Genomic DNA, 24,064 nt, shown 5'->3' on the forward strand with positions numbered 1-24,064 from the left:
TGTGCTATCGCGAGGATTTGCAACGCGGCCATGGGTGTGAAGGCGCGGTTTCATATGCAAGTTATTTGCGGGACAGGACACTAGACGCCTTTGCCTGGGTCGGTCACGGGCGAGCCATCAAGCCTGCGTACAAATCAACGCGGCGGTTTTGCAGTTGAGATGCCAAACCTGTTTCTTCCCTGACCGAGCGTTGCAGTGCGCCGAACAACAAGTCGGCTCCGCGCCCGCCCCGGGTCAGCACATCGCCCCGAGGCGACGCGAGCGTGCTCAGTCCACCATAGACCAGGCCCGACTCTTCACCGCACGCATTGGCATAGGCCACATACATCCGGTTTTCGCAGGCCCTTGCCGGCACCAGCAATTGCGGTACTTCATCAAAGGCGAGCATGTTGGCGGTGGGCACCAGCGCGGCGTCGGCGCCTTGCAGGGCCAGCAGCCGCATGGTTTCGGGGAACTCCACGTCGTAGCAGATCAGCAGGCCGAGGCGCCAGCCGCGCCAGTTGAACACGGCGGGCGGCAGATCGCCCGCACTGAACTGGGTCCGGTCGGTGTGACCGTACAGGTGCGTCTTGCGGTAGTGCGCGAGAGCACGTCCGTCCGGGGCCATGGTCTGCACCGAGTTGAAGGGTTGTTGATTGCCGTTGCGTTCGGGGTAGCCATAGACGATCGTCAGGCCATGGCGCTGGGCGATCTGCCCCACCGCCTGCGCCAGCGGACCATTCGGCGGTTCGGCCAGCGCCCGCACCTTCGCGGGTCCAATGCCGTAGCCCGTGAGCGACATTTCCGGGCAAAGCAGCAGGTCGGCGCCCTGAGCCTGGGCTTCTGCTGCGATCGCGTCCAGCTGCAGCAAGGCTCCAGCAGTGTCGGCCGCATAGGCGCATTGCCAGAGGGCCAGGGTGAGGGTGTCTGTGGGCTCGGCCATCGGGTCAGTCGGGCAGTGCCACAGGGCCGATGTCGTTGAACACGTCGCCCGGCCCGGGGTTGTCGGGGTGGGTACGACCGCCCAGGTGGTGCACGATTCCCCAGACTGCGTTCAGCGCGGTCTGCACCGCACCTTCGACCCAGGCTGGGGTGAACGACACGTCGTCTCCGGCAATGAAGATGCCGCGCTCCGCTTCTGGAAAACCGGCCTGCATGAAATGGCTGTACATGCGGTAGTTGTAACGGTAGTGGCCAGGCAGTGCGCCTTTGAATGCACCCAGAAAATGCGGGTCGGCCTCCCAGGAGATGCTGATCGGATCGCCAATGATGTGGCTGGCGATATCCACGTCGGGGTAGATTTTGCGCAGCGAAGCCAGCGCCAGTTGCACCCGTTTCTCGGTGTCGTAGGGCAGCATCTTGAGCGCATCGCCCATCCACGCGTAGCTCAGGCAGATGACACCGGGCTGGTCGGGGCCGTTGTCGAACAGGTAGGTGCCGCGCGTGAGGCGATCGGTCAATGTCATGCCCATCTGGGGCCAGCCGTTGGCCCTCAGGTCGTTCCAGAACGGCCGGTCCACCATCACGAAGGTCTTGCTTGACTGCATGTAACGCGTGCGGTCCAGCGCCATCCAGTGTCTGTGCGAAAAAAGCGATTCTTCCACTGCGATCTGCGTGGTCAGCAGCCAGCTCTGGCACGTGGTGAGCACGGCGGCGTAAGTGCGTGTGTTGCCCCAGGAGTCGGTGACGGCCAGTTGGCCTTCGGCGGCACGCGAGATCGCCTTGACACCGGCACGGGGCGCGCCAGCGTTCAGCCAGGCCAGCGTGGTGCCGGCTGGCCAATGCCGCAGCCCGTGCTCGGCGGGTGCGTGCCGCCAGAGCCCGAGCGGCACCTGTTGCACACCGCCCACGATGAGGTGCTGGTTGTCGTCGCAGGCCGTCAGCACCACGCGCAGGATCTCCAGCATGGAGTTGGGGAAATCCGAGTCCCAGCCGCCGGTGCCAAAACCCACCTGGCCAAACACCTCCCGATGCCGGAAAGAAAGCGCTGCAAATGCCTCGGACTGCGCCACAAAGTCGTAGAAGGTTCGGTCGTCCCACAAAGGCACCAGCCGATCCCACAAGGCTTTGAGGCGCGGCACATTCCGCTCCCGCAAAGCCTGCTGCAAGCCGCTGAAGCCTGCGCCCTTCTCCAGCGCCTGCGCCCAGGCTTCGGCCACTTCGCGGAAAAGCGGCGGCAGGTCGTCCAGGTGGCGCGCCCAGTGGGTCTGGCCCTCAAGGTCGATCACGGTACAGCCCGCGGCATGCGTCAGCGGGTTGGGAAAGGGGCGTGTCTGAAGGCCCAGTTGCCTCACGTAGTGGAAGAACGCGGTGCCCGATGCCGGGAAGCGCATGCCGCCCAATTCGGCCACCACGCCGCGCCCACCTTCAAAGGCCTGCGAACGCAGGCGCCCACCCATCTGGGAAGCTTCATAGACCACCGGGCGAAGACCCAGTTTCATCAATTCGTAGGCGGCCACCAGACCGGCCATGCCCGCACCCACGATGGCCACCTCGGTGCCCAGCCTCTCGGCCGGCAAATCACCCAAGCCTTTCGGGTGGGTCAACCAGTCGTCAAACGCGAACGGGAAATCCGGTCCGAAAACGGTGACGGGCGCATCAGGGGTGCGAAGGGTGTTCATGGAGGGTGGGACGGAAGGCGACCGTGTTTTTGTTGTCTGCCGGTTGTTCAATGGGTCGATTTGCGCTGCGGCCGCCCTGCAGCTGCCGCGCGAACACCGTATTCAGAACAGGCTCACCATCAGGGCAATGGCGGTGCCCCACATCATGAGCGCAACCATGCCGTCCAGCGCGCGCCACACGTGCAGCGAGTTCAGTCTGCGGCCCAGCCAGAAGGCGGCCGCACCAAGTGCCAGGAACCACACCACCGAGCCGGCGGCAGCGCCCATGCCGAACACCGTGCTGCCCTGTCCATAGGCGAGCGACGCGGTACCGATGAGCACGGCGGTATCGAGCCAGGCGTGCGGGTTCAGCCAGGAAAACGCGAATGCCGACATGAGGGCATGACGGCGCGTCACCGGGGTTGCCGCAGGCTGGCCAGAGGCGGATGTGCCGTCGTCGGCCACGATGGCCAAAACCCTGGGGTGCAGAAAACGCTGGAACGCCTGCCATCCGTACACCGCGAGAAACAGCATGCCAGCTCCCACCAGCGCGCCATGCAGCTTGTCCGACAGGCCACCGAGTTGCGCCAGCCCCAGTACGCCCAGGCCAATGAGCACGATGTCCGCCACCGCGCACACCGCCACGGTGAGCCACAGGTGCTGGCGTTGCAGGCCCATGCGCAGCACGTGTGCATTCTGCGGGCCGATGGCCATGATGAGGGAAATGCTGAGCACCATGCCGGCGGTGAAGGCGGGCGAGAAAAGTGCGGGCAAGGTCAGGGCGGGGAAGGCAGACATGGTGTTTCTCAAGGAGCAGCGCCCGGTGGATTCCGGGCGTCGATGAGATGAGAGTGTGCGCGTCGTTGGAAACTAATTAAATGAAATCAATTTAAAGTAACTTCACTCAAGTAATATTCAAGCAATTTCGCCTGCACGCCACAATCCTGCTTCCCCATGCTCGACGCCCGCCAACTTGAAGCCCTGGCCGCTGTGGTCGAACATGGCGGTTTCGGACCTGCCGCCAAGGCCTTGTCGGTCACGCTGGCGGCGGTGTCGCTGCGAATCAAGTCGCTGGAAGACACGCTGGGCCAGCGCCTGCTGGTTCGTGGCAAGCAGGTGCGGGCCACGCCCGCTGGCCAGGCGCTGCTGGGCCATGTGAAGCAGGTGCGCCTGATGGAGTCGGACCTGCTGGCCGACCTGCAGGGCGGCTCACCCGCGTCAGCAGGTCGTGGGCCGCGCTGGCAGAGCCTGTCGGTGGCCATCAACGCCGATTCGGTGGCCAGCTGGTTCCTGCCGGGCGTGGCGGCGCTGTTGCAGCGCCACCGCCTGCTGCTGGAGATCGTGATCGACGACCAGGACCACACCCACGACGCCCTCAAGAGCGGCGACGTGATGGGCTGCGTGACCACCCTGGCCACCGCCATGCGCGGCTGTGTGGCTGAGCCGTTGGGCGTGATGCGCTACCGCTGTGTGGCCGCACCCGAGGTGGTGCAGCGCTGCCGCACCCCCAGCGGTGCGGTGTCACCGCACAAGCTGCTGTCGCATCCGGCCGTGATCTTCAACCGCAAGGACGCCTTGCAGGACGATTTTCTGGAGCAGCATTTTGGTCTGCACCGACCCAACTACCCCCGGCACTTCGCCCCGGCAGTGGAAGCGTTCGAGACCGCCATCGAGCTGGGCCTTGGCTGGGGCATGGTGCCCGAACAGCACCTCCTTCACCAACCCCTGCTGGAAGAACTGCTGCCCGGGGCTACCGTGGACGTGGTGCTGTACTGGCAGCACTGGGCGCACGAGCCACCCTCGGCCCAGCGGTTGACCGCGGCGGTGAAGGCGGCAGCGCGTCAGCAGCTGCGCCCTCTTGCATGAACCTGGGCGCCTGATGGGCCTGGTGGTTTACCCATGCATGCCTGTCTGGTGTTGCCGTGCGCAGAATGAGGAAAGCCCCCGCGAAGCCGGCTCAAAGGAGCGCTTGCAAAATGACACTTTCGCCGCTTGCATTTGTGACCGCAGAGTGTGACCATTCAAATCACTGTACTTTTTCTCGGGGGGCAGTGATGAACCCTCAAGCGCTCGACCAAAAGCGAGCCCAGAACCCGCGATCCGAACATCCGAACCTTCATGTCCCAGCCGAAAAAACCTGCTCTCTCATCACTCCATCGAAGACGAGGGGCTTTGGCCGTCGGGCTCGTGGCGATTGGTGGTGCCATCGGCGCAGGCGTGTACTGGCGCCGGCAGAGCGATCACGCGGTGTCTGCGTCCGAACCGATGTCGCCCGACATGCAGACCGCCGAGTTGCGTGCCGACATGTGCACATCGGCCAATGCGGTGGGTGTGGGTTTGCGCGGGGAATACTTCCCTGGCGAGATAGGCAAGGGCACACCGCTCCTCGTGAGGATCGACTCCCCCGTGCTTTTCGATGACTCCCTGAACTGGCCGGACAACCTCGGGAAGCGGCCTCGGTCGGTTCGATGGAGCGGCTGGATCAAGGCCCCGTTGACGGGCACTTACCGGTTTCATGCCGATGCCAAGGGCCTGAGCGTCAGCATTGCGCAGCGAGTGGTGGCGGGCGCTGGCGTTTCTCCACCGGTTCCCGTTGACATGTCCGTCGGGCGTTTCTATCCGATCTTGCTTGAACTGAGTGAGGTCGGCCCAGACATGGGAGAAATCCGGCTTGAGTGGACAGCGCCGCATGGTGCTCGCTATCTCGTGCCGCGAAGCTTGCTCTTTCTTCCTTCGGATACCGTCGCGGAAGTGCCTCGCACCCAGTGAGCGCCTGCGCACGTTGCGCGGTTCAGGCTGGACCAGCTCGCCGTTGGCAATCTGCGGACTTGCATACAAAAAAGCTGCTCCTGAAACCAGGAGCAGCTTTTTTGGATTGACGGCCACTGGGGGGTGGCCATTGCATAGGGTTGGCCAGGTCAGTAAATGGCGCGTCCGTCACCCAGCAGATGCGACTTGCAGTCCAGGGCCTGGTTGTTGCAGGTGCGAACGAAGGCTTCCATGGCGTTCTGATCCCAGCCGTTCCACCAGTCGCCGTGTGCCGAGTAACCCGCAGGGCCCGAGTACGTGTCGGACGAGAGCCTCCAGTAGCTGGCCTGGTTCGTAGACGTGACGCGGTAGTGGATGTTGAACGTGATCTCAGGCAGTGCCACCGGATGGGAAGACGGGCAGCCCGGCCGGCTGGGGTTGGAGTAGGCCATGTGGCTCATGTGATCCGGACTGTCAAGATTCACACCGTCCCAGCACTGAGGAAACTGGATCTGCAACACCATTTCATCGCCCACACCGCAGTTCGGGATGCTGGACCCGACACCGTTGCCGGCGTTGTGGCAGTGGTAGCTCCACGCCGATTGCGCGTACTGTGGCGCTGGCTTGGTGTTTTTCGCGTCGCCAGCGATCATGCGCAGGCCTGCAGGGAATGGACGAATATCTGCGGGCCGGACCCCGAGGTAGCCGGTCTTGTAGTAGAAGTTCGAAGCGATGGGCATGACCGCCACGTTGGTGCGCGTGTCCACCATGGCCGGTACCCAGTAGGCCGACCGGTTGAGCGTGCCACCGCGGCAGGATGAGTTGCCTGAGTTGCGAATGCTGTCGGCCGTGGAATTGCCCGTCACACCCGCGTTGCCGAAGAAGGTGTGCAGGTGGGACCTGCCTGGCTGGCCGGGGTAGACGATGGGGTCGTCGTAGGCCATGTGAGTGGGTTCGCACACGGTCCGGAAAGCGCCCACGCCGTCACCCGAACGCTGAGCCACTTCGGAAGTCGGTTGAACACGGGGTGTGGCGCTGCCAAGGGCAAAGCCGGAGGTCAGCGGAACGCCGATACCAGAGACCGTTCCTGGTGCCGGAGCCGGTGCTGGAGCTGGAGCCGGAGCCGGAGCCGGAGCTGGAGCCGGAGCTGGAGCTGGAGCTGGAGCTGGAGCTGGAGCTGGAGCTGGAGCTGGAGCTGGAGCTGGAGCTGGAGCTGGTGCCGGTGCGGAAGTCGACGTGGCCACGAAGCACGACTTGGCGGTGTTGGGTATGGGGTCACCAAAGACGTTGTTGTTGCAGCCGGTCGACGAACTGAAGGTCCGGAGGTTGAACTTGCCGGCGGCGCCATAAGCCACCTCCCGCTGTCCCGAGAAGCTGCAGGTGCCACCTTCCCGTGCGCAGGCGCTGCTGCTGAAGGTTTTGCCATTGATCAACTGGGTTCCCGGAGCTGGAGCTGGAGCTGGAGCTGGAGCTGGAGCTGGAGCTGGAGCTGGAGCTGGAGCTGGAGCTGGAGCTGGAGCTGGAGCCGGAGCTGGAGCTGGAGCCGAGGTGGCCAGGTAGCATGCCTTGACCACACCCATGATGGGGTCGCCGAAGACGTTGTTGTTGCAGCTCGCTGGTCCGGTCAATGTGCGAACGTTGAACTTGCCGGCGGCGCCGTAAGCGACGGAACGCGAACCGGTGAACGAGCAGGTTCTACCCTCTGTGGCGCAAGCTTTGGAGCTGTAGGTGACGCCGCCGATGGTTTGCTGGGCCTGAGCTTCGGTCGCGTACAGGGAAGCGACCAGTACCGATGCCAGCACCAATCCGCTGGCATGCAGCGATTTGGGTTCGAAATGATTGAAGTAGGTCATTGGGTCTCTGTGCTTAAACAATAGTCAAATAAAGTGCAATCAATTGCGTCGAAACATTTCCTGAGTTGCAAACCTTGAGCAGGACTTACACCTATCAATTCCAGAACAAATCAATCCCTTGCAAGATCTGTAGATCTCGCAAAAAAAGTGAAACCGATTCGTGGGGATGTGCCTACGAGCCAGAAGGCGTCACAACCTGATCAGCCTTCGCAGAGCCGTGGAGCCTTGAAGCAAGCGCCGGACCACTGGGGTCGACACCTGCCTGGCAAACCGCACCACCGTTGTCTCCTGGTGTGCCAGCGGCCTCCGAAACCTTCCCACATCCTTGTGATCTTCTGATGGTCTTTGGACGCCACCATCAGCGAATCCACAACTGCAATGTATTCAGCGCATGTCGGGAGTTGGGTTCTTTGCCGCTGAACGGATTATCCGGAAGCATGAGCGGAGCGTGCTGTAAGAGGACGTAAAAAACAGGCTCCGGGCGGCTTGTGAAACCGCAATTGGGATGGCCATTGGAATTGAAACCCAAAGTGTCGTTTTCGCCGGAATGCTTTCGGGAATGCACCACTTCGGGGGGCCGGGAAGGTCGCGCGGTATTCACACAGCCTGAGGCGAATGTGTATCAGCGCACAAAGGGCGCCCGGTCTTTTCCGACCAAAGGTCTGACCTGTGCCGTTCCGAAAGGTCGGCCTGTGTGCCGGGCCAGCACTGGTGGTTGCCCGGACGAACACTGGCTTGCCGGCCACTCGCTGTGCGCCTGGGGCCTGTGTCGGCTCGGCGCCCTAGAATCTCGCCCTATGCTCAAGATCAAACAAGACCTGCTGGCGGGACTGGCAGCCGCACTGGAACAGCGTTCTCCGGGCGCCGGTGAAAAAGCCTCGTTCGAGTCGCCGAAGGTGGCCGCCCATGGCGATTTCGCCTGCACGGCCGCCATGCAACTGGCCAAGCCGCTGAAGCTCAATCCGCGCCAGTTTGCAGAGGTTCTGCGGGCTGACTTGCTCGCACAACCGGTTTACGCACAATGGGTGTCCGATATCGACATCGCGGGTCCCGGCTTCATCAACATCCGGCTCAAGCCCGAAGCCAAGCAGCAGGTCGTGCATGAAGTGCTGGCTGCTGCCGGGCGCTTTGGCGTTGTCGAGCCCAATGGGCAGCGTCTGATGGTCGAGTTTGTGTCTGCCAACCCGACCGGCCCTCTTCACGTTGGCCATGGCCGGCAGGCCGCGTTGGGCGACGCCATCTGCAGCCTTTATGAAACCCAGGGCTGGGACGTGCACCGCGAGTTCTATTACAACGACGCGGGGGTCCAGATCGGCACTTTGGCTGCCTCCACCCAGCTTCGTGCACAAGGTTTCAAGCCGGGCGACCCGAACTGGCCCGAGGCGGCCTACAACGGTGACTACATCGCCGACATCGCTTCAGACTTTCTCGCGAAGAAGACGGTGAAAGCCGACGACCGCGAGTTCACCGCCAGCGGCGACATCGGTGATCTCGATGGCATGCGCCAGTTCGCGGTGGCCTACCTGCGCCACGAGCAGGACCTCGATCTGCAAGCCTTTGCCGTCAAGTTCGACCACTACTACCTCGAATCCAGCCTTTACACCAGCGGCCGCGTCGAGGCCACGGTGCAGAAGCTCATCGACGCCGGCAAGACCTACGAGCAGGACGGCGCGCTGTGGCTCAGGTCCACCGACTACGGCGACGACAAGGACCGCGTGATGCGCAAGTCCGACGGCTCGTTCACCTACTTCGTGCCCGACGTGGCCTACCACATCAGCAAGTGGGAGCGCGGCTTCACCAAGGTCATCAACATCCAGGGCACCGATCATCACGGCACCATTGCCCGTGTTCGCGCCGGCCTGCAGGCGGCCAACGTGGGCATTCCTGCCGGCTATCCCGACTACGTGCTGCACACCATGGTGCGCGTGGTGCGTGGTGGCGAAGAGGTCAAGATCAGCAAACGCGCCGGCAGCTACGTGACGCTGCGCGACCTCATCGAATGGACCAGCAAGGACGCGGTGCGCTTCTTTCTGCTCAGCCGCAAGCCCGACACCGAGTACACGTTTGATGTGGATCTGGCTGTACAGAAGAACAACGACAACCCGGTCTACTACGTCCAGTACGCGCATGCGCGCATCTGTTCGGTGCTGGCCAGTTGGGGCGGCGAGGTGGCCACGCTGAAGCAGGCCAACCTGTCGGCGCTCGACAGCGCACCTGCGCAGGCCCTGATGCTGTTGCTGGCCAAGTACCCGGGCATGTTGAGTGATGCTGCGCGCGACTTCGCGCCGCACGACGTCACTTTCTACCTTCGTGAGCTGGCTGCGAGCTACCACAGCTACTACGACGCCGAACGCATTCTGGTGGACGACGAATCGGTCAAGACCGCCCGACTGGCCCTGGTCGCTGCCACGGCACAGGTGTTGCACAATGGCCTGCATGTGTTGGGTGTGAGTGCACCCCAGAAGATGTGAATTGAATTCAGGCCTATGAAACCCCCATGTAAAACCCTGCGCCTGGAGCAAGGCGGCACCCTGATCGGCTTTGTCGTGGGGCTGCTGGTTGGACTTGGCGCTGCGCTGGCTGTTGCTGTGTACGTCACCAAGGTGCCAATTCCATTTGTGGATCGGGGTGTGTCGCGCAATGCGAACCAGGACCTGATCGAGGCCGAGCGCAACCGGGGCTGGAACCCCAATGCCACGCTCGGTGGCCGAGCCGGTACCCAGCCGGTGGCGCCTGTGGAGGTGCCCCCGGCCGATCCTGCCGGTGCCATCGTGGTGCCGCCTGCCGACGGCCGGGCCCTCCCACCTGCCGGCACGTTGCCTTCGACGGCAAGCGACCCGCTGGGGGATCTGGTCCAATCGCGCCTCGGCCAGCCGACCACAGCGGCACCTTCCGAAACCGCCCCTGCCGGTACCGCAGGCGGCTCAGCCTACTTCGTGCAGGCCGGCGCCTTTCGCAATCCCGACGACGCGCAGGCGCAGCGCGCCCGCCTGGCCATGCTGGGGATCGACTCTGCCGTGACCGAACGCGAACAGTCCGGACGCACGGTCTACCGCGTGCGCGTCGGACCCTTTGCGGATCGTGCGCTGGCGGAGGTCACCCGTGAACAGCTCACGGTCAACGGTGTGGAGGCGGCGCTGGTTCGCATTGATCGCTGAACAGTGGCAACGGGAACTATCGGCCCGGCAAAAAACCCAAGTGCGGTAACCCTCAGGAGTCTGAACATATGCAACGTCGAAACTTTTCCCGGGTCTTGTTGGCCGGTGGTGGATTGGCTGCGGTCGGTACATTGAGCTGGGGCACCGCCCAGGCCCAGATCGCCGGTCTGAAGGAAGGCACCGACTACATGCGCCTTCCACGCCCGGCACCTGTGGACAGCGCCGCTGGCCAGGTGGAGGTTGTTGAATTCTTTGCCTACACCTGCATCCACTGCTACAACTTTGAACCCCATATCACCGAGTGGCTCAAGCAGAAACCGGCCCATGTCACGCTGCGCCGCGTACCGGTGGCGTTCAGCGATGCTTTTCTGCCGTTGCAGCGCCTGTATTTCGCACTCGAAGCCATGGGTCAGGTCGACGCCCTGCATGAAAAGGTGTTCAAGGCCATCCATGTCGACAAGCAGAGACTGACCACGCCCGATGCCATCGCCGCCTGGATTGAGAAACAGGGGGTTGACAAGGGCAAGTTCACCGAGTTTTACAACTCCTTCGCAGTGGCCGGCAAAGCGAGCCGTGCCACCCAGTTGCAGGACGCCTACAAGGTGGAAGGCACGCCGGCACTGGGCGTGGCAGGCCGCTTCTACATTCCCGGGCAGGGGCCGCGCACGCTGGCCGTGGCCAATGCCCTCATTGCAGAGGTGCGCAAGGGCTGAAACTGTCGCCCGCCGGGCATTGCGGCCGGGCGTCAGTACACGCTTCAACCGACCCCGCACAGCGGGGTTTTCTGTTTCTGCGGAGAGCGGGAATCAAGAGTGAAAGTGCCACAGGATTCCCGATTCACGCCGTTACAATGAATGCAAGTTTCGTGCCCCAATACGCCATGCCCTCACCTATGCCGACCCAATCCCTGACCCGATTTGTTTCCGTGCTGGCCGCTGGCCTCTTCTGCGTGGGTGCGGCCCAGGCAGAGGCGGCTGACCGGGACAAGCCCATGAACATCGAAGCGGATGCCCTGCGCTACGACGACGCCAAGCAGACCAGCGTTTTCACCGGCAATGTGGTGCTGACCAAGGGCACCATCATCATGCGCGGCAAACAGATCGAGGTGCAGCAGGACGCACAGGGCAATCAGGTCGGAATACTCACCGGCACCCCTGCGATCCCCGGCTTTTTTCGGCAGAAGCGTGAGGGGCTGGATGAATGGATCGAAGGAGAAGGGGTTCGCATCGATTACGACAGCAAATCGGAGATCGTCCGCTTCACAGGCAATGCGGTGCTGCGACGGTACCGAGGCACCCAGATCAATGACGAAGCGCGGGGAAACCTGATTGTTTACAACAGCGCCACTGAGGTCTTTACCGTCAGGGGCAACGAACCGGGCAATGATGCGGCCAATCCATCGGGCCGGGTGCGTGCCATGCTCACGCCGATCCCGGCAGAAGGCACGGCCGCGCCCGCCCCCACGCCTGCAGCGCCTGCCAACCTGCGCCCGAGCGGCCAAATCAAAGAGAAAAGCCAGTGACGACGGACGCGGCCACCCGGCCGCCAGGGTCGGCTGACCGCAGCACGCTGGAGGCTCGGGGCCTGAAGAAGGCGTACGGCAGCCGCAAGGTGGTCAAAGATGTCTCGCTGGCGGTGAACAAAGGCGAAGTGGTGGGGCTGCTTGGGCCGAACGGTGCTGGCAAGACCACCTCCTTCTACATGATCGTGGGCCTGCTGCGCGTCGATGGCGGGCAGATCCTGCTCGACGGGCAATCCATCGAGCGCATGCCAATACACCGCCGCGCGCGCCTGGGGCTGGGCTACCTGCCGCAGGAAGCGTCGATTTTCCGCAAGCTCAACGTGGCCGACAACGTGCGCGCCGTGCTGGAGCTGCAAACCGACGACGCAGGCAAACCGCTTGCGCAAGCGGAGGTCAGCAGCCGGCTCGATGCCCTTTTGAAAGAGCTGCACGTGGACCATCTGCGGGATTCGCCCGCCCCGGCGCTCTCTGGCGGGGAACGCCGCCGTGTGGAGATCGCGCGGGCGCTGGCCACCAACCCGCGATTCATCCTGCTGGATGAGCCGTTCGCCGGTATCGACCCCATCGCGGTGATCGAGATTCAGCGCATCATCGGCTTCCTCAAGGGGCGTGGTATCGGTGTGCTGATCACCGACCACAACGTGCGCGAAACCCTGGGCATCTGTGATCGCGCTTACATCATCAATGATGGCAACGTGCTGACCAGCGGTACGCCCGCCGAGATCGTGGAAAACGCCGACGTGCGCCGGGTGTACCTCGGTGAGCACTTCAGGATGTGATGTCCAGCATGTTGAACACGTCATGGCGGCCGATTGAAGCCCCTCAGTCCAGGGCGCGCGCAGCGCCTTGGGTGGAGGGCACTTCATGAAGCAAGGCCTTTCCCTGCGTGTTTCACAGCACCTGGCACTCACGCCCCAGTTGCAGCAGTCGATCCGCCTGCTGCAACTCTCCACGCTGGAAATGGCCCAGGAAGTCGAGCAGATGCTCGATGAAAACCCCTTTCTGGAGCGCACCGAAGAAACCGCCGAACGCGAGGCGTTCGGCCTGGACCAGACCGACACGCCGGTCAGCGCGGGCGAGCAGATTGTCGAGGCCTCTCAGCCGGGCGACATGCCCGCAGCGACGGGCCCGACCGAGCCCGAACGCGCCTCCCTCGACCGCGAGAGTGCGCCAAGTGGCGACACCGCCCAGGGTGACGAGGTCGAGAGCCGGATCGACGGCGCTGCTCCGCTTGAAGAAAGCTGGGAAGGTGATGGCTCGGTGGAGATCGCCCCCGATGATGGCGAATGGGGCGGCGAGGCGCCCGCGCGCAACAGCGGGGCATCGGACGGCGACGAGACTGCATCGGCCGCCGATCTGGCGCGCGCCAATGTCAGCCTGCAGGACCACCTGCACGACCAGGCGCGCTGCCTGCGATTGAACGAAGAAGACCGCGCTGCGCTGTATTTTTTGATCGAATCGCTCAGCGACGACGGCTACCTCGAAGAGAGCATTTCCGACCTGGCTGGGGCCTGGCTGCGCATGAGCGTGATTGACGGCGCAGGCGGCGCGACCGGCACCGAGGCGCCGGTCAGCCTGGAAGACCGCGAAGCACTGGAGCAGCGCCTGACCACGGCCTTGCACTGGCTTCAGAACATGGAGCCAGCGGGTGTCGGTGCACGCGACCTGGGCGAATGCCTTCGGTTGCAGATCCTGGAATTGCGCAACACGCCCGAAGCGCGCGCTGCGCTGGCCATCTGCAACCAGCCCCTGGAACTGATCGCCAAGCGCGATGTGAAACGCCTGTGCAGCCTGTGTGGTCTGGATGAAGAAACCGTTCGTGCAGGTATGGCGCTCATTGCCAGGCTGGAACCCAAACCGGGCCGCCAGTTTGTCGACCTGGAACGCAATCTGGTGGTGCCCGATGTGATCGTGACGCGCGCCGGCCGGGGTTTCAAGGTGATCTTGAATCCCGAGGTGATGCCGCGCCTGCGCGTGCACGACGTGTACGCCAACGCCATGCGCCAGAACCGGGGTGGGCGTGACAGCGGTGGCGAAGCCGGCCATGCGGCCATGCAGCAAAGGCTGCAGGAAGCACGCTGGTTCATCAAGAACATCCAGCAGCGCTTCGACACCATCCTGCGGGTCTCGAGCGCCATCGTCGAGCGCCAGCGCAACTTCTTCATGCACGGCGAACTGGCCATGCGCCCGCTGGTGCTGCGCGAAATCGCGGACGAGCTCGGACTGCACGAATCCACCATCAGCCGGGTGACCACCGCCAAGTACATGGCCACGCCTTTTGGCACCTTCGAGCTCAAGTACTTTTTTGGTTCCTCGCTCGGTACAGAAACCGGCGGCAACGCATCGAGCACGGCGGTGCGGGCCCTGCTCAAGCAGTTCATTGCGTCCGAGACGCCTGCCAAACCGCTGTCCGACAACCAGCTGTCCGACCTGCTGCGCGAACAGGGCATTGAATGTGCCCGCCGCACCGTGGCCAAATACCGCGAAGCCTTGCGGATCGCGCCGGCCAACCTGCGCAAGCGCTGATGGCACGCTGTTCCATCGCCTCGCGTTGAGCGCGCGGCGAATAGCCCACTTCTTCACACTTTTCCCTTTCTGCCCTACGCTTTCAATGCAGCGTTAGAAATTGCCATGAACCAGCTCCAGCTCTTCCTCCCCTGTGCCGCCGGCGTGGAGGACATGCTCAGCGCCGAGGTGCAGCGCATCACCGGTGAGGCTGTTCAGCACAAGGCGCGCGGTGGTGTGGGGGTGCAGGCGTCCTGGCGCGATGCCATGCGGCTGAACCTGCACAGCCGGCTCACCCAGCGCGTGCTGGTGCAGCTCTGGCATGGCGAATATCGCAGCGAGCAAGACCTCTACAACGCGGCTGGCGATGTGGCCTGGGAGATCTGGTTCACGCCGGCCCAGACCATCAAGGTCGAGATCACGGCCCAGCACAGCCCGCTGACCAGCCTGAACTTTGCTGCGCTCAAGATCAAGGATGCGATTTGCGACCGTTTTCGCCACAAACGCGGCGAACGCCCCAGCGTGGACACCACCTGGCCAGATGTGCGCATCTACGCCCACCTCACCACCGACGCTCTCTCGCTTTACATCGACACCTCGGGCGAGCCGCTGTTCAAGCGTGGCTGGCGCGAAGACAAAGGCGACGCGCCACTGAAGGAGACGCTGGCCGCCGCCATGATTGCCGCCACTGGCTGGGACGCCTGCGCTGGTCAGCCACTGGACGATGTCGTACCGCTGTACGACCCTTGCTGCGGCAGTGGCACGGTGGTGATCGAGGCCGCGCAGATTGCGCTGCGCATAGCACCCGGACTGCGCCGCCGATTTGCGTTCGAGAAGATGCTGCCGTTTCAGCCTCATGTCTGGCAGGCGATCAAGGACGATGCGGTGCGCGAAGAGCGCGAGTGGCCGGCCGGTCATGCGCCCATCGTGTTCGGCAGCGATGTGTCCTTCCGCATGGTCGACTTTGCCCATCGCAATGCGGAGCGCGCCGGCGTGGCGCACGCTGTGGAGCTGCGCGGCGGCGACGCCTTGCAGCGCCAGCCGCCGACGACCAGACCAGGGGTGCTGCTGCTCAATCCGCCCTATGGCGAACGCATCGCGGCCGCAGGCGTGGCTGGGCAGCGTTCGGAAGACCGCGCCAGTGCCCGGCCCCAGCGCATGGCCCCGCGCGCGCCACGTACGTTCGCCGTGGATCAGGCGCCACCGCCCGCGCCGGGTCTGGGCCGCGAGAACGCTCAGATGGCAGACGGTGGCGATGGGAGCGAGTTTTTCCAGCAACTTGCCTCGCACTGGAAGTCGCATTACGCCGGCTGGAGCGCCTGGCTGCTCACGCCCGACCTGAAGCTGCCAGGCAAGATGCGATTCAAGGAATCGCGACGTGTGCCTTTGTGGAACGGGCCGATCGAATGCCGGTTGTTCCGGTTTGATCTCATGGCAAGACGGTCATGAGCTCCCCCCGCGCCGCCTTCGGCGTCACCCCCCTCCGAGAGGGAGGCACACCCTTGGACCGGCGAATCAGTGAGACTCCCCCCGCGCCGCCTTCGGCGTCACCCCCCTCCGAGAGGGGGGCACACCCTAGGACCGCCAGAGCCGGATCTTCGGGTGTCCTGGACTGGGGACATCTCGCTCCGGAGAGAGCGTCTGACATGAGCGCGGTTGTGATCGACACCAACATCACGCTCGACCTATTTGTTTTTCAGGATCCGGCCATTGCGCCGTTGCGCGAAGCGCTGGAGATCGAATCGCTCGACTGGCTGGCCACGGACGCCATGCGCGAAGAGCTGGTGCGCGTGCTGGGCTATCCGCAGATTGTGCGCAAACTGTTCGCCGTGGCCTTGTCGAAAAGCGACGTTCTTGACGCCTTCGACCGGCATGTGCACCTCGTGCCATCCGCAGCCAAGGCACCCTTCACCTGCAAGGACCCGGACGATCAGAAGTTCATTGATCTGGCAGCTGCCCATGGCGCTTCGCTGGTCAGCAAGGACGCGGCGGTGCTGTGCATGGCACGCAGGCTCGAACGGGTGGGGCTTCGGGTGTGTCGCACCTGGCCGTCGGAATCGGTGCTTGCGGCTTCCCCACTCTGAAGACTGGTCATGCGCTTGTCTGCTCGCATCGCACGCCACATCGCTCTGACGATGGTGTTGCTGGCGGCGAGCACGACTGTCCGCGCCTTACCCCAATGTGAGCTCAGTGGCGAAGCGGTCGATCCCGCCGATGGGCACGGCATGGCTGGCAAGAGTGGTGTGATGCGGTGCACGGATGACACAGGTGCACTGCGTTTGCGTGAGCAGACGGTGCGTGAGGGTCGCTTTGAAGGTCCGGTGCTGCTGGAATTGCACGACGGCACCCGCAAGCAGTACAGCGTCAACGAACGCGGCCACCGCCATGGTGTGGCCCGAGAGTTCGATGCCCGCGGCACCTTGCGCCGGGAAGAACAGTTGGTCGACGGACAGTTGGTGGGCGAGCAGAAACAGTTCGCCGAAGCCGGGTACCTGCAGCGGCTGGACTTTTATGTCGATCGGCGCGCTGCGGTGAGCCTGGTGTTGCTGGCCGACGGATCGCTAAACGAACTGCGTTGTGCCGAACGATCTCTCGTTCCCCATGACCGCACCCCGTGCGGTCATGCGGGACAGGTCAGCGACGTCACGCTGTACCGCGCCCCAGGCAACGCCAGTGGGCGGGTGCGCTACCTGGCGGGCCAGCTGCTGTACAACGCCGTGCTCGACGAACGCGGCCAGCCTGTGCGCACGGAAGAAGTGAAGGAGGGTCGGCGCATCAAGCGCGTCTACTACCGATCTGGTCCATTGCGATCGGAAGCCGACTTCATCGAGCGAGATCCCTCGGATGGTCAGGGGCGCGAAGGTGTGGCGCGGGATTGGGCAGAGAGTGGTCAGCTCACACAGGAAACGTTGTGGGCACGCGGACATGAGCAGACCATCCGGCAGTGGTACCTCAACGGACAGCTGAAGCTGCGGCAAGAGATTCAGCGCGACGGACGCCACCAGCAGCGCCTCACCGAAAGTTACTGGGACAACGGCCAGCCTGCGGCCATCAACGCGGATCGCAATGGCCGTTTGATGGGCTGGCAGAAGTACTTTGACGAAGCGGGCGTGTTGCGGCGCGAAGAGGAACACGGCGATCGCGGCGTGCTGTTGCGACGCAAGCGTTACAGCGCTCAGGGTTCGCTCGAGAACGATGAGCACTTTCTGGCAGGCGGTTCTCGCGTCTGAGGATGAGGCCGGGCTGCCCGAAGTGAAACACAGCGAGCGCCCCATGATCCACCGTCTCGCTGCCGAGCTGGTGCTGCTGATTCATTTCGTTTTTGTGCTGCTCGCGGTGCTGGGCGCGCTGGGCATTCTGATCGCGCCCGGCTGGGTCTGGGTTCACCTGCCCATCGTGATCTGGTCGGCGGTGGTCAATCTGGCCGGGTGGACCTGTCCGCTCACCCCCCTGGAAAACCGGCTCCGGGCCACATCGGGAGGCGTTGCCTACGCTGGGGGGTGCGTCCAACACTACCTGGGTCCGCTGGTGTACCCGATGGGCATGCCCCGGCGCATGGAGCGGATCGCCGGTGTCTCGATCCTGCTGTGGAACGGCTTGCTCTATGGAGGCATGTTCTGGTGGCGCCACCTGGGCACCGCCGGCGCTTGAACCCGAATCCCAGCGCCGCGCAGTTCATTCCAGTCCGAAATGCCCGGCGCTGGATTTGTCCCAGTAGGTGGTGAACACCGCCTGTTGTCCTTCGGCCCCCAGCAGCAGCGAACCCGAAGGCACCTCGGGCAGCAGGTTGGCCAGCAGGCGCACCTCGTTCTGGTTCACGCGGCGCACGATGTGATGGGCGCTGATCTCGCTCGGGTGGTGAAGGCCAGCGGCCTGAACCAGTTCCTTGAGCGCCTCCAGGGTCTGCTGGTGGAAGTTGAAGACGCGGGTGGTCTTGTCGGGCACCACCAGCGCCTGCTGGCGCACCGGGTCCTGGGTCGATACCCCGGTGGGACAGTTGCCGGTGTGGCAGGTCTGGGCCTGGATGCAGCCGAGCGCGAACATGAAGCCGCGTGCGCTGTTGCACCAGTCTGCGCCCACCGCCATGGCTCTGGCGATGTCGAAAGCGCTGACGATCTTGCCGGACGCGCCGATCTTGATGCGGTCGCGCAGGTTCACCCCCACCAGCGTGTTGTGCACCAGCCGCAACCCTTCCTGCAGCGGCGCGCCCACGTGGTCGGTGAATTCCAGCGGCGCGGCGCCGGTGCCACCCTCGGCGCCGTCGACCACGATGAAATCCGGTGTGATGCCGGTTTCCAGCATGGCTTTGACGATGGCGAACCACTCCCAGGGGTGGCCGATGCAGAGTTTGAACCCGGTCGGTTTGCCGCCCGAGAGTTCGCGCAGACGGGCGATGAATTGCAGCAGTTCGATCGGGCTGGCGAAGGCGCTGTGGGCAGCAGGTGACTCACAGTCCTTGCCCACAGCCACGCCGCGTGCGGCAGCAATTTCCAGTGTGACCTTGGGCCCGGGCAGCAGACCGCCATGACCCGGTTTGGCGCCCTGGCTGAGCTTGAGCTCGATCATCCTGACTTGCGGGTCTTGCGCATTGGCCCTGAAGCGGTCTTCGCTGAATCGCCCTTCGTCATCGCGGCAGCCGAAATAGCCCGAGCCGATTTCCCAGATCAGGTCGCCGCCGTGCAGGCGATGCCAGGCAGAGATCGATCCCTCACCCGTGTCGTGGGCGAAGCCGCCGCGCCGCGCACCTGCGTTGAGGGCCTGGATGGCGTTGGCCGAAAGGGCGCCAAAGCTCATGGCGGAGACGTTGAACACGCTGGCGTCGTAAGGTTGGGTGCAGGCCGGTCCGCCCACCAGTGTGCGGAAATCGTGTGAAGGCAGGTGGCTGGGTGCCAGCGAATGGTTGAGCCATTCGTGGCCGTTGGCGGTCTGGTCAACCTGGGTGCCGAAGGGGCGCTTGTCGGTCTCGCCCTTCGCGCGGGCATAGGCCAGACTGCGCTGGCTGCGCGAAAAAGGTGTGGCCTCGTTGTCGGCCTCCAGAAAGTACTGCCGCATTTCGGGCCGGATTTTCTCGAGCATGAAGCGCAGATGACCGATCAGCGGGTAGTTGCGCAGCACCGAACTTCTGGTCTGCCTCAGGTCGCGCAAGCCCAGGATGGAGAGCGGGAGGAGCACCAGCAGATACGCTCCACCCACGCCAAACCCCACCCACGCGAACAGGCTGAGCAATGCACCCACCACACACAGGGCCAGTGCGGTGTAACGAACGGGGTACAGGGCATTCAGACGGTCGAGCATGCGGGCTTTCAGAAAGAGAGAGGGCTACACTGGCGGGCATCATAGAACCCTGCTCCCTGTATCGAGATGAACATCCCTCCCACGCCCGCCGATCTGAACGCGCCCTTGACATCCGACGACTTCGAAGCCCTCGAAGACATACTGGACGATCTGCGCACACGTGGCGAAGATGTGCCGCAATGGGAGTTCTGCGAGGGCGCGATCGCGGCCCTGCTGTGCACGCGGCGGCTGATCATGCCCAGCGAGTACTTCCCCGTGCTGCTGGGTACGGGCGACGATGGCGACAACCAGTTTCAGGACGAAGAACAGTTCACCCGATTCGTGACGCTGTGGACGCGTCGCTGGAACGAAGTGGCACAGGCGCTGGGGTCCGATGTGGAGACGCTGGAAGACGAGCGCACCTACGAACCCGAGGTGATGGACGTGCGCGGCGCGGTGGCCAGCCTGCCCGACGACGCTAGGGCCGAGATCGGAGATCAGGAACTGCCGGCTTTTGCGCAGGTGTGGGCGCTGGGCTTCATGTTCGTGGTGGAGAACTGGCCCGAGGAATGGGCACCTCCGCGAGACAAGGAAGCCGCCACCGTGCTCAACGAGGCGCTTGGCAGCATCGTGTCGCTGACCGAAGACGACACAGCGCCTCCCACGGTTTCCATGCACACCGAAGATGGACCCCCGAGCGTGAGCGATGCGCGACTCAACGACTTTGGCGCCGCCATCTGGGCGGTGTACGACCTGCGCGAGCTGTGGCAGAGCATCGGGCCGCGCGTGGAGACCGTGCGCAAGGCCGAAACACCCGGACGCAACGATCCGTGCTGGTGTGGTAGCGGGAAGAAGTACAAGAAGTGTCACGGTCTGAACTGACCGCGCAACAGTTCGTTGGCATGCGCCATGTGCCGCGCGCCGGCCGGTTTCTTAGCCGCGCTGCAACGTGCGCAGGGTTTCCAGTACGCGGATCCGGCTGCGTTCGAAGTCGGTGTTGAGCAGCGTGCTGGCCAGGTCCATGCGGCCACTGCGTGCATGCAGCAAAGCCTGGCTTGCCAGTTCGTGCAGACGTTCGTGCTCGCGTCGAAGCTCTGCAAACATGTCGTGGTGACCAATGATTTGTTCAGCGGCGCGTGCCAGCCACTGACCCAGGCCGCTTTCATGCGCGTCGGGCAGATGGGCCTCGGTTTCGGTGAGCAGGCTGTTGGCGCGGTGCAGGCGCTCATTGAACACCACACACCATTCCAGATGGTGCACCAGGGCACGCTGAATGTCGAGCTTCGCGATGTCTTGCGCCAGCAGTTCTTCGGGGTCCTGTGCCGACAGCGACGAAGAACGGTCCTGCTCCGAATGGCGCGAGGAGGCCGCACCACTCTGGCCATCGGCGCTGAGACGGTTCGACTTCGGCCTGAGCAGGCGTTTGAACAAGTTCTGGATCTTCATCTCGACAAAGTCCCTGCAGGGGGGCTGCCAAGCGCAGCAGAGCGTTGCAATGCATGGCGCATGACCAATGCGGGTGAGCGTAACAAAAGGAGGTGGCTCTGGAGCCAGCGTTGAGCCAGGGATGGCTCGCGCGTGACCCTGTGCACGCGGGTGACTCCCCCAAATGGGGTAAGAGCCGGCATGGGTTGGTGACAAGCGACAGGTCGGACCGCCTGGACTCACAATGCGAAGGGGCCGCCTTTATCGATGGCGCGCTGGTAGGCCGGGCGGCCATGGATGCGCTTGAGCCACTCCATCAGGCAAGGTCGACTGGTATCCAGGCCTGCCCGTGCGGCGGCGGCTTCGACCGGAAAGCTCATCTGCACGTCGGCCGCGCTGAACCGGTCGCCAGCAAACCAGGGCGATGTTTTCAGTTCACCTTCCAGGAAATTCAGATGCTGTGTGAGGTTGGGCGTGATGAAAGTGCGCTTGACCGTGGCCGAGATCGCCTTGGCCACCGGGCGCACGATCAATGGCGCCTTTTCCACCTTGTCGAACACCAGCTTTAACAGCAGCGGTGGCATGAGTGAGCCTTCGGCGTAGTGCATCCAGTAGCGGTATCGCAGGTGCTCGGGCGTGCCGGGCGCGGGCGAGTAGCGGCCTTCGCCGTAGCGTTCGACCAGGTACTCGAGGATGGCACCCGACTCGGCCAGCGTGGCGATTCCATCGGTCAACACTGGCGACTTGCCCAGGGGATGCACTTTGCGCAGCTCAGCCGGCGCCAGCATGGTTTTGGGGTCCCGCTCGTAGCGCTGGATTTCGTAGGGCACCCCCAGTTCTTCGAGCATCCAGAGCACGCGCTGTGAACGGGAGTTGTTGAGGTGGTGAACGGTGAGCATGGTGACTTTCAGTGGCAGAAAAAACAGACAGGAACAACGAGCAGAAGCGTATTCACCCCAGTTGTTCCAACGCGCAGCGCGCGACCCAAGACGCATGAAACGGTCCCATCCAGAGGCACCGCCGGGACGCCCTTCGACAAGCCCAGGCCGGACGGCCCGTGCCGCCCTCTTGAGGGGGTGACGCGAAGCGGAGCGGGGGTGTTTCGGGTTTCATTGCATGAACGCACGCAGCGCATCGGCGGTGGCCTCTGGCAATTCCTCCGGAATGAAATGACCGGCGGGCAGCGCATGTCCGGTCACGAGAGCGCTGCAGCGAGCCCGCCACAAGGCCAGCGGATCGAAGAGCCGGTGCACCACGCCACGCTCGCCCCACAGTACCAGGGTGTCGCAGGCGATGCTCTCGCCCTGGCTGCGGCTGGCGCGGTCGTGTTCGAGGTCGATGCCGGCGCTGGCGCGGTAGTCCTCGCAGGCGCTGTGGATGGATTCGGCACGGCAGAAGCAGCGCTCGTACTCGGCCAGGGCCTGCGGCTCGATGTGGGGGAGTCGTACCGCCGCGACGCTGTCGGCTGCCGGTGCCGTGCCCCAGCCACCGAGCTTGGTGTAGAGGTAGGCGCGCGCGTTGCCGCCGATCATGAGCTCGGGCAGCGGCGCGGGCTGGATCAGGTGGAACCAGTGGTAGTAGGCGCGGGCGAAGGCCATGTCGGTGCGCTCATACATGTCCAGCGTGGGTGCAATGTCGATCAGGCACAGCTTGCGCACGCGTGTGGGGTGGTCCAGCGCGAGCCGGTGCGCCACGCGGCCGCCCCGGTCGTGGCCGCAGAGAAAAAAGGCGTCAATGCCCAGCGCGTTGGCGACCTCGATCACGTCTTGCGCCATGGCGCGCTTGCTGTAGTTGCTGTGGTCTGGCAGCCCCTTGGCGTGCGAAGAATCACCGTAGCCGCGCAGATCGGGCAGCACCAGCCGGTAATCAGCCGCCAGCAGGCGTGCCACCCGGTGCCACATCACATGGGTCTGCGGGAAACCGTGCAACAGGACCAATGGCGGGCCGTCGATCCGGCCGCCCACCCGCACCGTGGTCTGCTCGCCGGCGGTCAGTACGGTGAGCTGTTCGAATCCATCAAACCAGTCTGTGTCCATGGGGGTTGTGCTCCTGCTGCGCAGAGGGGTGAGGTAGGGGTTTCAGGTCAGCGCCTGTGGCAGGGCCTGGGCCAGGAAGTCCCAGACTTGACGAATGCGCGGGTTGCTTCGAATTTCGCGGTGCACCGCCAGCCACATGGGCAGCGGGGGTATGGACAACAGGGGCAGCAACGGCACCAGGTCCGGATTCAGACGCGCCGCGTAGCGCGGGAGAAAGCCCACCCCCAGACCCGCACCCACGGCGGCATGGTAGGCGTTGAGGTCGTCGGTGCGCACGGCGAAGTCTTCTCGCTTGATCGAAAAACCCATGTCGGCAAAGCCGCGAACGATATCGGTGTTGCGGTCGTTGCCGATCAGGTCGTGTGTCAGCAGATCTGCGGGCGCACGCGGCGTGCCCCGGCGGCGCAGGTAGTCGCGATGGGCATAGGTGCCGATGGCGACCTGGCCGATGCGTTTACACACGAGAGAAGCCTGGTCGGGCCGCACCATGCGCAGTGCAATGTCGGCCTCGCGTTGCAGCAGGTTGCTCACTGCATTGCTGGACACGAGGTCGATCTGGATGTCGGGCAAGGCGAGCCGCATCTGGAGCAGCACGGGCGGCAACAGCACACAGGTCACCGGCTGGCTGGCGCTGATGCGCACCGTCCCGCCCCCGTCATTCTGAGCACCGGAAGCCTGGCGCGCGAGCTGATCGGCGGCGCTCGCCATGGCGCGTGCGGCGTCGGCCAGGCGCTGCGCATGCAGGGTGGGCTCCAGCCCCCGCCCCGTGCGCTCGAACAGCACCACGCCCAGCTGGGATTCCAGCTCGCCGATGTGGCGCCCCACCGTGGGTTGCGTGGTTCCCAGCGAGCGTGCCGCGGCCATCAGACTGCCCCGGTCAAGCGCAGCGAGAAAGGATCGGATGAGCGTCCAGTTGAAATCACTGGTATTCATTCGTGCATGGCTGGTGTTCGAATATGAGCTA

The 24,064-nt window shown here is 64.0% G+C and carries 22 protein-coding genes; 13 read left to right on the forward strand and 9 right to left on the reverse strand.

The features are described from left to right. Nucleotides 1-103: 103 nt before the first annotated feature. From Q7V46_RS03050 to Q7V46_RS03060, 3 genes are all read right to left on the reverse strand, one after another. Entirely contained in the window at nt 104-922 is an 819-nt protein-coding gene (locus Q7V46_RS03050; RefSeq protein WP_304912036.1) for a carbon-nitrogen hydrolase family protein, read from the reverse strand. Between the two features lie 4 nt (nt 923-926). Next, nucleotides 927-2,600, reverse strand: a complete 1,674-nt coding sequence (locus Q7V46_RS03055) for an NAD(P)/FAD-dependent oxidoreductase (protein WP_304912037.1) — start codon at nt 2,598-2,600, stop codon at nt 927-929. Between the two features lie 102 nt (nt 2,601-2,702). Further along, entirely contained in the window at nt 2,703-3,377 is a 675-nt protein-coding gene (locus Q7V46_RS03060; protein ID WP_304912038.1) for a LysE/ArgO family amino acid transporter, read from the reverse strand. Nucleotides 3,378-3,533: 156 nt separating this feature from the next. Here Q7V46_RS03060 and Q7V46_RS03065 point away from each other — a divergent pair, with 156 nt between their 5' ends. Together Q7V46_RS03065 and Q7V46_RS03070 are read left to right on the forward strand one after the other, a co-directional pair. Next, a complete protein-coding gene (locus Q7V46_RS03065) occupies nt 3,534-4,445 on the forward strand; it encodes an HTH-type transcriptional regulator ArgP (RefSeq protein ID WP_304912039.1) in 912 nt (303 codons plus the stop codon). Nucleotides 4,446-4,751: 306 nt separating this feature from the next. After that, nucleotides 4,752-5,348: a hypothetical protein gene (locus Q7V46_RS03070; RefSeq protein ID WP_304912040.1), complete on the forward strand. Its 597-nt coding sequence runs from the start codon at nt 4,752-4,754 to the stop codon at nt 5,346-5,348. Nucleotides 5,349-5,497: 149 nt separating this feature from the next. Here the strand turns inward: Q7V46_RS03070 and Q7V46_RS03075 are convergent, their stop codons facing one another. After that, nucleotides 5,498-7,180 carry a DUF1996 domain-containing protein gene (locus Q7V46_RS03075; protein ID WP_304912041.1) on the reverse strand — a complete coding sequence of 561 codons (1,683 nt, stop codon included), beginning with the start codon at nt 7,178-7,180 and terminating at the stop codon, nt 5,498-5,500. Nucleotides 7,181-7,977: 797 nt separating this feature from the next. Here Q7V46_RS03075 and argS point away from each other — a divergent pair. The 10 genes from argS (at nt 7,978) to Q7V46_RS03125 (ending at nt 18,016) form a co-directional block, all read left to right on the forward strand. After that, nucleotides 7,978-9,651, forward strand: a complete 1,674-nt coding sequence (argS, locus tag Q7V46_RS03080) for an arginine--tRNA ligase (RefSeq protein ID WP_304912042.1) — start codon at nt 7,978-7,980, stop codon at nt 9,649-9,651. A 15-nt stretch (nt 9,652-9,666) separates the two neighbouring features. Next, the gene (locus Q7V46_RS03085) at nt 9,667-10,338 is read left to right on the forward strand and encodes an SPOR domain-containing protein (RefSeq protein WP_304912043.1); all 672 of its coding nucleotides are present in this window, start codon (nt 9,667-9,669) and stop codon (nt 10,336-10,338) included. A gap of 68 nt (nt 10,339-10,406) precedes the next feature. Then, on the forward strand, nt 10,407-11,051 hold the full coding sequence (locus tag Q7V46_RS03090) for a thiol:disulfide interchange protein DsbA/DsbL (protein ID WP_304912044.1): 645 nt from the start codon (nt 10,407-10,409) through the stop codon (nt 11,049-11,051). Nucleotides 11,052-11,230: 179 nt separating this feature from the next. Further along, nucleotides 11,231-11,860 carry a lipopolysaccharide transport periplasmic protein LptA gene (lptA, locus tag Q7V46_RS03095; protein ID WP_304912045.1) on the forward strand — a complete coding sequence of 210 codons (630 nt, stop codon included), beginning with the start codon at nt 11,231-11,233 and terminating at the stop codon, nt 11,858-11,860. Then, a complete protein-coding gene (lptB, locus tag Q7V46_RS03100) occupies nt 11,857-12,639 on the forward strand; it encodes an LPS export ABC transporter ATP-binding protein (protein WP_304912046.1) in 783 nt (260 codons plus the stop codon). Before lptA ends, lptB begins: the two co-directional genes overlap by 4 nt. A gap of 85 nt (nt 12,640-12,724) precedes the next feature. Next, the gene (rpoN, locus tag Q7V46_RS03105; RefSeq protein WP_304912047.1) at nt 12,725-14,386 is read left to right on the forward strand and encodes an RNA polymerase factor sigma-54; all 1,662 of its coding nucleotides are present in this window, start codon (nt 12,725-12,727) and stop codon (nt 14,384-14,386) included. Between the two features lie 105 nt (nt 14,387-14,491). Next, nucleotides 14,492-15,814: a class I SAM-dependent RNA methyltransferase gene (locus Q7V46_RS03110; RefSeq protein WP_304912048.1), complete on the forward strand. Its 1,323-nt coding sequence runs from the start codon at nt 14,492-14,494 to the stop codon at nt 15,812-15,814. A 197-nt stretch (nt 15,815-16,011) separates the two neighbouring features. Further along, on the forward strand, nt 16,012-16,449 hold the full coding sequence (locus Q7V46_RS03115) for a putative toxin-antitoxin system toxin component, PIN family (protein WP_304912049.1): 438 nt from the start codon (nt 16,012-16,014) through the stop codon (nt 16,447-16,449). A gap of 9 nt (nt 16,450-16,458) precedes the next feature. Further along, entirely contained in the window at nt 16,459-17,595 is a 1,137-nt protein-coding gene (locus Q7V46_RS03120; RefSeq protein ID WP_304912050.1) for a toxin-antitoxin system YwqK family antitoxin, read from the forward strand. Between the two features lie 43 nt (nt 17,596-17,638). Beyond that, nucleotides 17,639-18,016, forward strand: coding sequence for a DUF2784 domain-containing protein (locus Q7V46_RS03125; RefSeq protein ID WP_304912051.1), 378 nt, complete (start codon nt 17,639-17,641; stop codon nt 18,014-18,016). Nucleotides 18,017-18,040: 24 nt separating this feature from the next. Here Q7V46_RS03125 and Q7V46_RS03130 read toward each other — a convergent pair whose 3' ends face one another. Continuing rightward, nucleotides 18,041-19,660: an FMN-binding glutamate synthase family protein gene (locus tag Q7V46_RS03130; RefSeq protein WP_304912052.1), complete on the reverse strand. Its 1,620-nt coding sequence runs from the start codon at nt 19,658-19,660 to the stop codon at nt 18,041-18,043. 66 nt (nt 19,661-19,726) lie between these two features. Between Q7V46_RS03130 and Q7V46_RS03135 the strand changes: the two genes are divergently transcribed. Continuing rightward, nucleotides 19,727-20,521: a UPF0149 family protein gene (locus Q7V46_RS03135; RefSeq protein ID WP_304912053.1), complete on the forward strand. Its 795-nt coding sequence runs from the start codon at nt 19,727-19,729 to the stop codon at nt 20,519-20,521. Nucleotides 20,522-20,572: 51 nt separating this feature from the next. Here the strand turns inward: Q7V46_RS03135 and Q7V46_RS03140 are convergent, their stop codons facing one another. From Q7V46_RS03140 to Q7V46_RS03155, 4 genes are all read right to left on the reverse strand, one after another. Beyond that, the gene (locus Q7V46_RS03140) at nt 20,573-21,085 is read right to left on the reverse strand and encodes a CZB domain-containing protein (RefSeq protein ID WP_304912054.1); all 513 of its coding nucleotides are present in this window, start codon (nt 21,083-21,085) and stop codon (nt 20,573-20,575) included. Between the two features lie 218 nt (nt 21,086-21,303). Beyond that, a complete protein-coding gene (locus Q7V46_RS03145) occupies nt 21,304-21,963 on the reverse strand; it encodes a glutathione S-transferase (protein ID WP_304912055.1) in 660 nt (219 codons plus the stop codon). A gap of 210 nt (nt 21,964-22,173) precedes the next feature. Next, nucleotides 22,174-23,100, reverse strand: a complete 927-nt coding sequence (locus Q7V46_RS03150; protein WP_304912056.1) for an alpha/beta fold hydrolase — start codon at nt 23,098-23,100, stop codon at nt 22,174-22,176. Between the two features lie 42 nt (nt 23,101-23,142). Then, nucleotides 23,143-24,033 (reverse strand): LysR family transcriptional regulator, encoded by an 891-nt coding sequence (locus Q7V46_RS03155; RefSeq protein ID WP_304912057.1) that lies wholly within the window; start codon nt 24,031-24,033, stop codon nt 23,143-23,145. Nucleotides 24,034-24,064 lie beyond the last annotated feature (31 nt).

It is taken from the genome of Hydrogenophaga sp. (assembly GCF_030651625.1).
Lineage (GTDB): Bacteria > Pseudomonadota > Gammaproteobacteria > Burkholderiales > Burkholderiaceae_C > Hydrogenophaga.

What these genes read in the sequence shown, in the direction of transcription:
- Q7V46_RS03075 (WP_304912041.1), bottom strand. Translation starts at nt 7,180, where the DNA reads ATGACCTACTTCAATCATTTCGAACCCAAATCGCTGCATGCCAGCGGA.
- Q7V46_RS03090 (WP_304912044.1), top strand. Translation starts at nt 10,407, where the DNA reads ATGCAACGTCGAAACTTTTCCCGGGTCTTGTTGGCCGGTGGTGGATTG.
- Q7V46_RS03110 (WP_304912048.1), top strand. Translation starts at nt 14,492, where the DNA reads ATGAACCAGCTCCAGCTCTTCCTCCCCTGTGCCGCCGGCGTGGAGGAC.
- Q7V46_RS03085 (WP_304912043.1), top strand. Translation starts at nt 9,667, where the DNA reads ATGAAACCCCCATGTAAAACCCTGCGCCTGGAGCAAGGCGGCACCCTG.
- Q7V46_RS03065 (WP_304912039.1), top strand. Translation starts at nt 3,534, where the DNA reads ATGCTCGACGCCCGCCAACTTGAAGCCCTGGCCGCTGTGGTCGAACAT.
- Q7V46_RS03140 (WP_304912054.1), bottom strand. Translation starts at nt 21,085, where the DNA reads ATGAAGATCCAGAACTTGTTCAAACGCCTGCTCAGGCCGAAGTCGAAC.
- Q7V46_RS03130 (WP_304912052.1), bottom strand. Translation starts at nt 19,660, where the DNA reads ATGCTCGACCGTCTGAATGCCCTGTACCCCGTTCGTTACACCGCACTG.
- Q7V46_RS03145 (WP_304912055.1), bottom strand. Translation starts at nt 21,963, where the DNA reads ATGCTCACCGTTCACCACCTCAACAACTCCCGTTCACAGCGCGTGCTC.
- Q7V46_RS03120 (WP_304912050.1), top strand. Translation starts at nt 16,459, where the DNA reads ATGCGCTTGTCTGCTCGCATCGCACGCCACATCGCTCTGACGATGGTG.
- Q7V46_RS03050 (WP_304912036.1), bottom strand. Translation starts at nt 922, where the DNA reads ATGGCCGAGCCCACAGACACCCTCACCCTGGCCCTCTGGCAATGCGCC.
- Q7V46_RS03150 (WP_304912056.1), bottom strand. Translation starts at nt 23,100, where the DNA reads ATGGACACAGACTGGTTTGATGGATTCGAACAGCTCACCGTACTGACC.
- Q7V46_RS03055 (WP_304912037.1), bottom strand. Translation starts at nt 2,600, where the DNA reads ATGAACACCCTTCGCACCCCTGATGCGCCCGTCACCGTTTTCGGACCG.
- Q7V46_RS03115 (WP_304912049.1), top strand. Translation starts at nt 16,012, where the DNA reads ATGAGCGCGGTTGTGATCGACACCAACATCACGCTCGACCTATTTGTT.
- Q7V46_RS03060 (WP_304912038.1), bottom strand. Translation starts at nt 3,377, where the DNA reads ATGTCTGCCTTCCCCGCCCTGACCTTGCCCGCACTTTTCTCGCCCGCC.
- argS (WP_304912042.1), top strand. Translation starts at nt 7,978, where the DNA reads ATGCTCAAGATCAAACAAGACCTGCTGGCGGGACTGGCAGCCGCACTG.
- rpoN (WP_304912047.1), top strand. Translation starts at nt 12,725, where the DNA reads ATGAAGCAAGGCCTTTCCCTGCGTGTTTCACAGCACCTGGCACTCACG.
- Q7V46_RS03155 (WP_304912057.1), bottom strand. Translation starts at nt 24,033, where the DNA reads ATGAATACCAGTGATTTCAACTGGACGCTCATCCGATCCTTTCTCGCT.
- lptA (WP_304912045.1), top strand. Translation starts at nt 11,231, where the DNA reads ATGCCGACCCAATCCCTGACCCGATTTGTTTCCGTGCTGGCCGCTGGC.
- Q7V46_RS03125 (WP_304912051.1), top strand. Translation starts at nt 17,639, where the DNA reads ATGATCCACCGTCTCGCTGCCGAGCTGGTGCTGCTGATTCATTTCGTT.
- Q7V46_RS03135 (WP_304912053.1), top strand. Translation starts at nt 19,727, where the DNA reads ATGAACATCCCTCCCACGCCCGCCGATCTGAACGCGCCCTTGACATCC.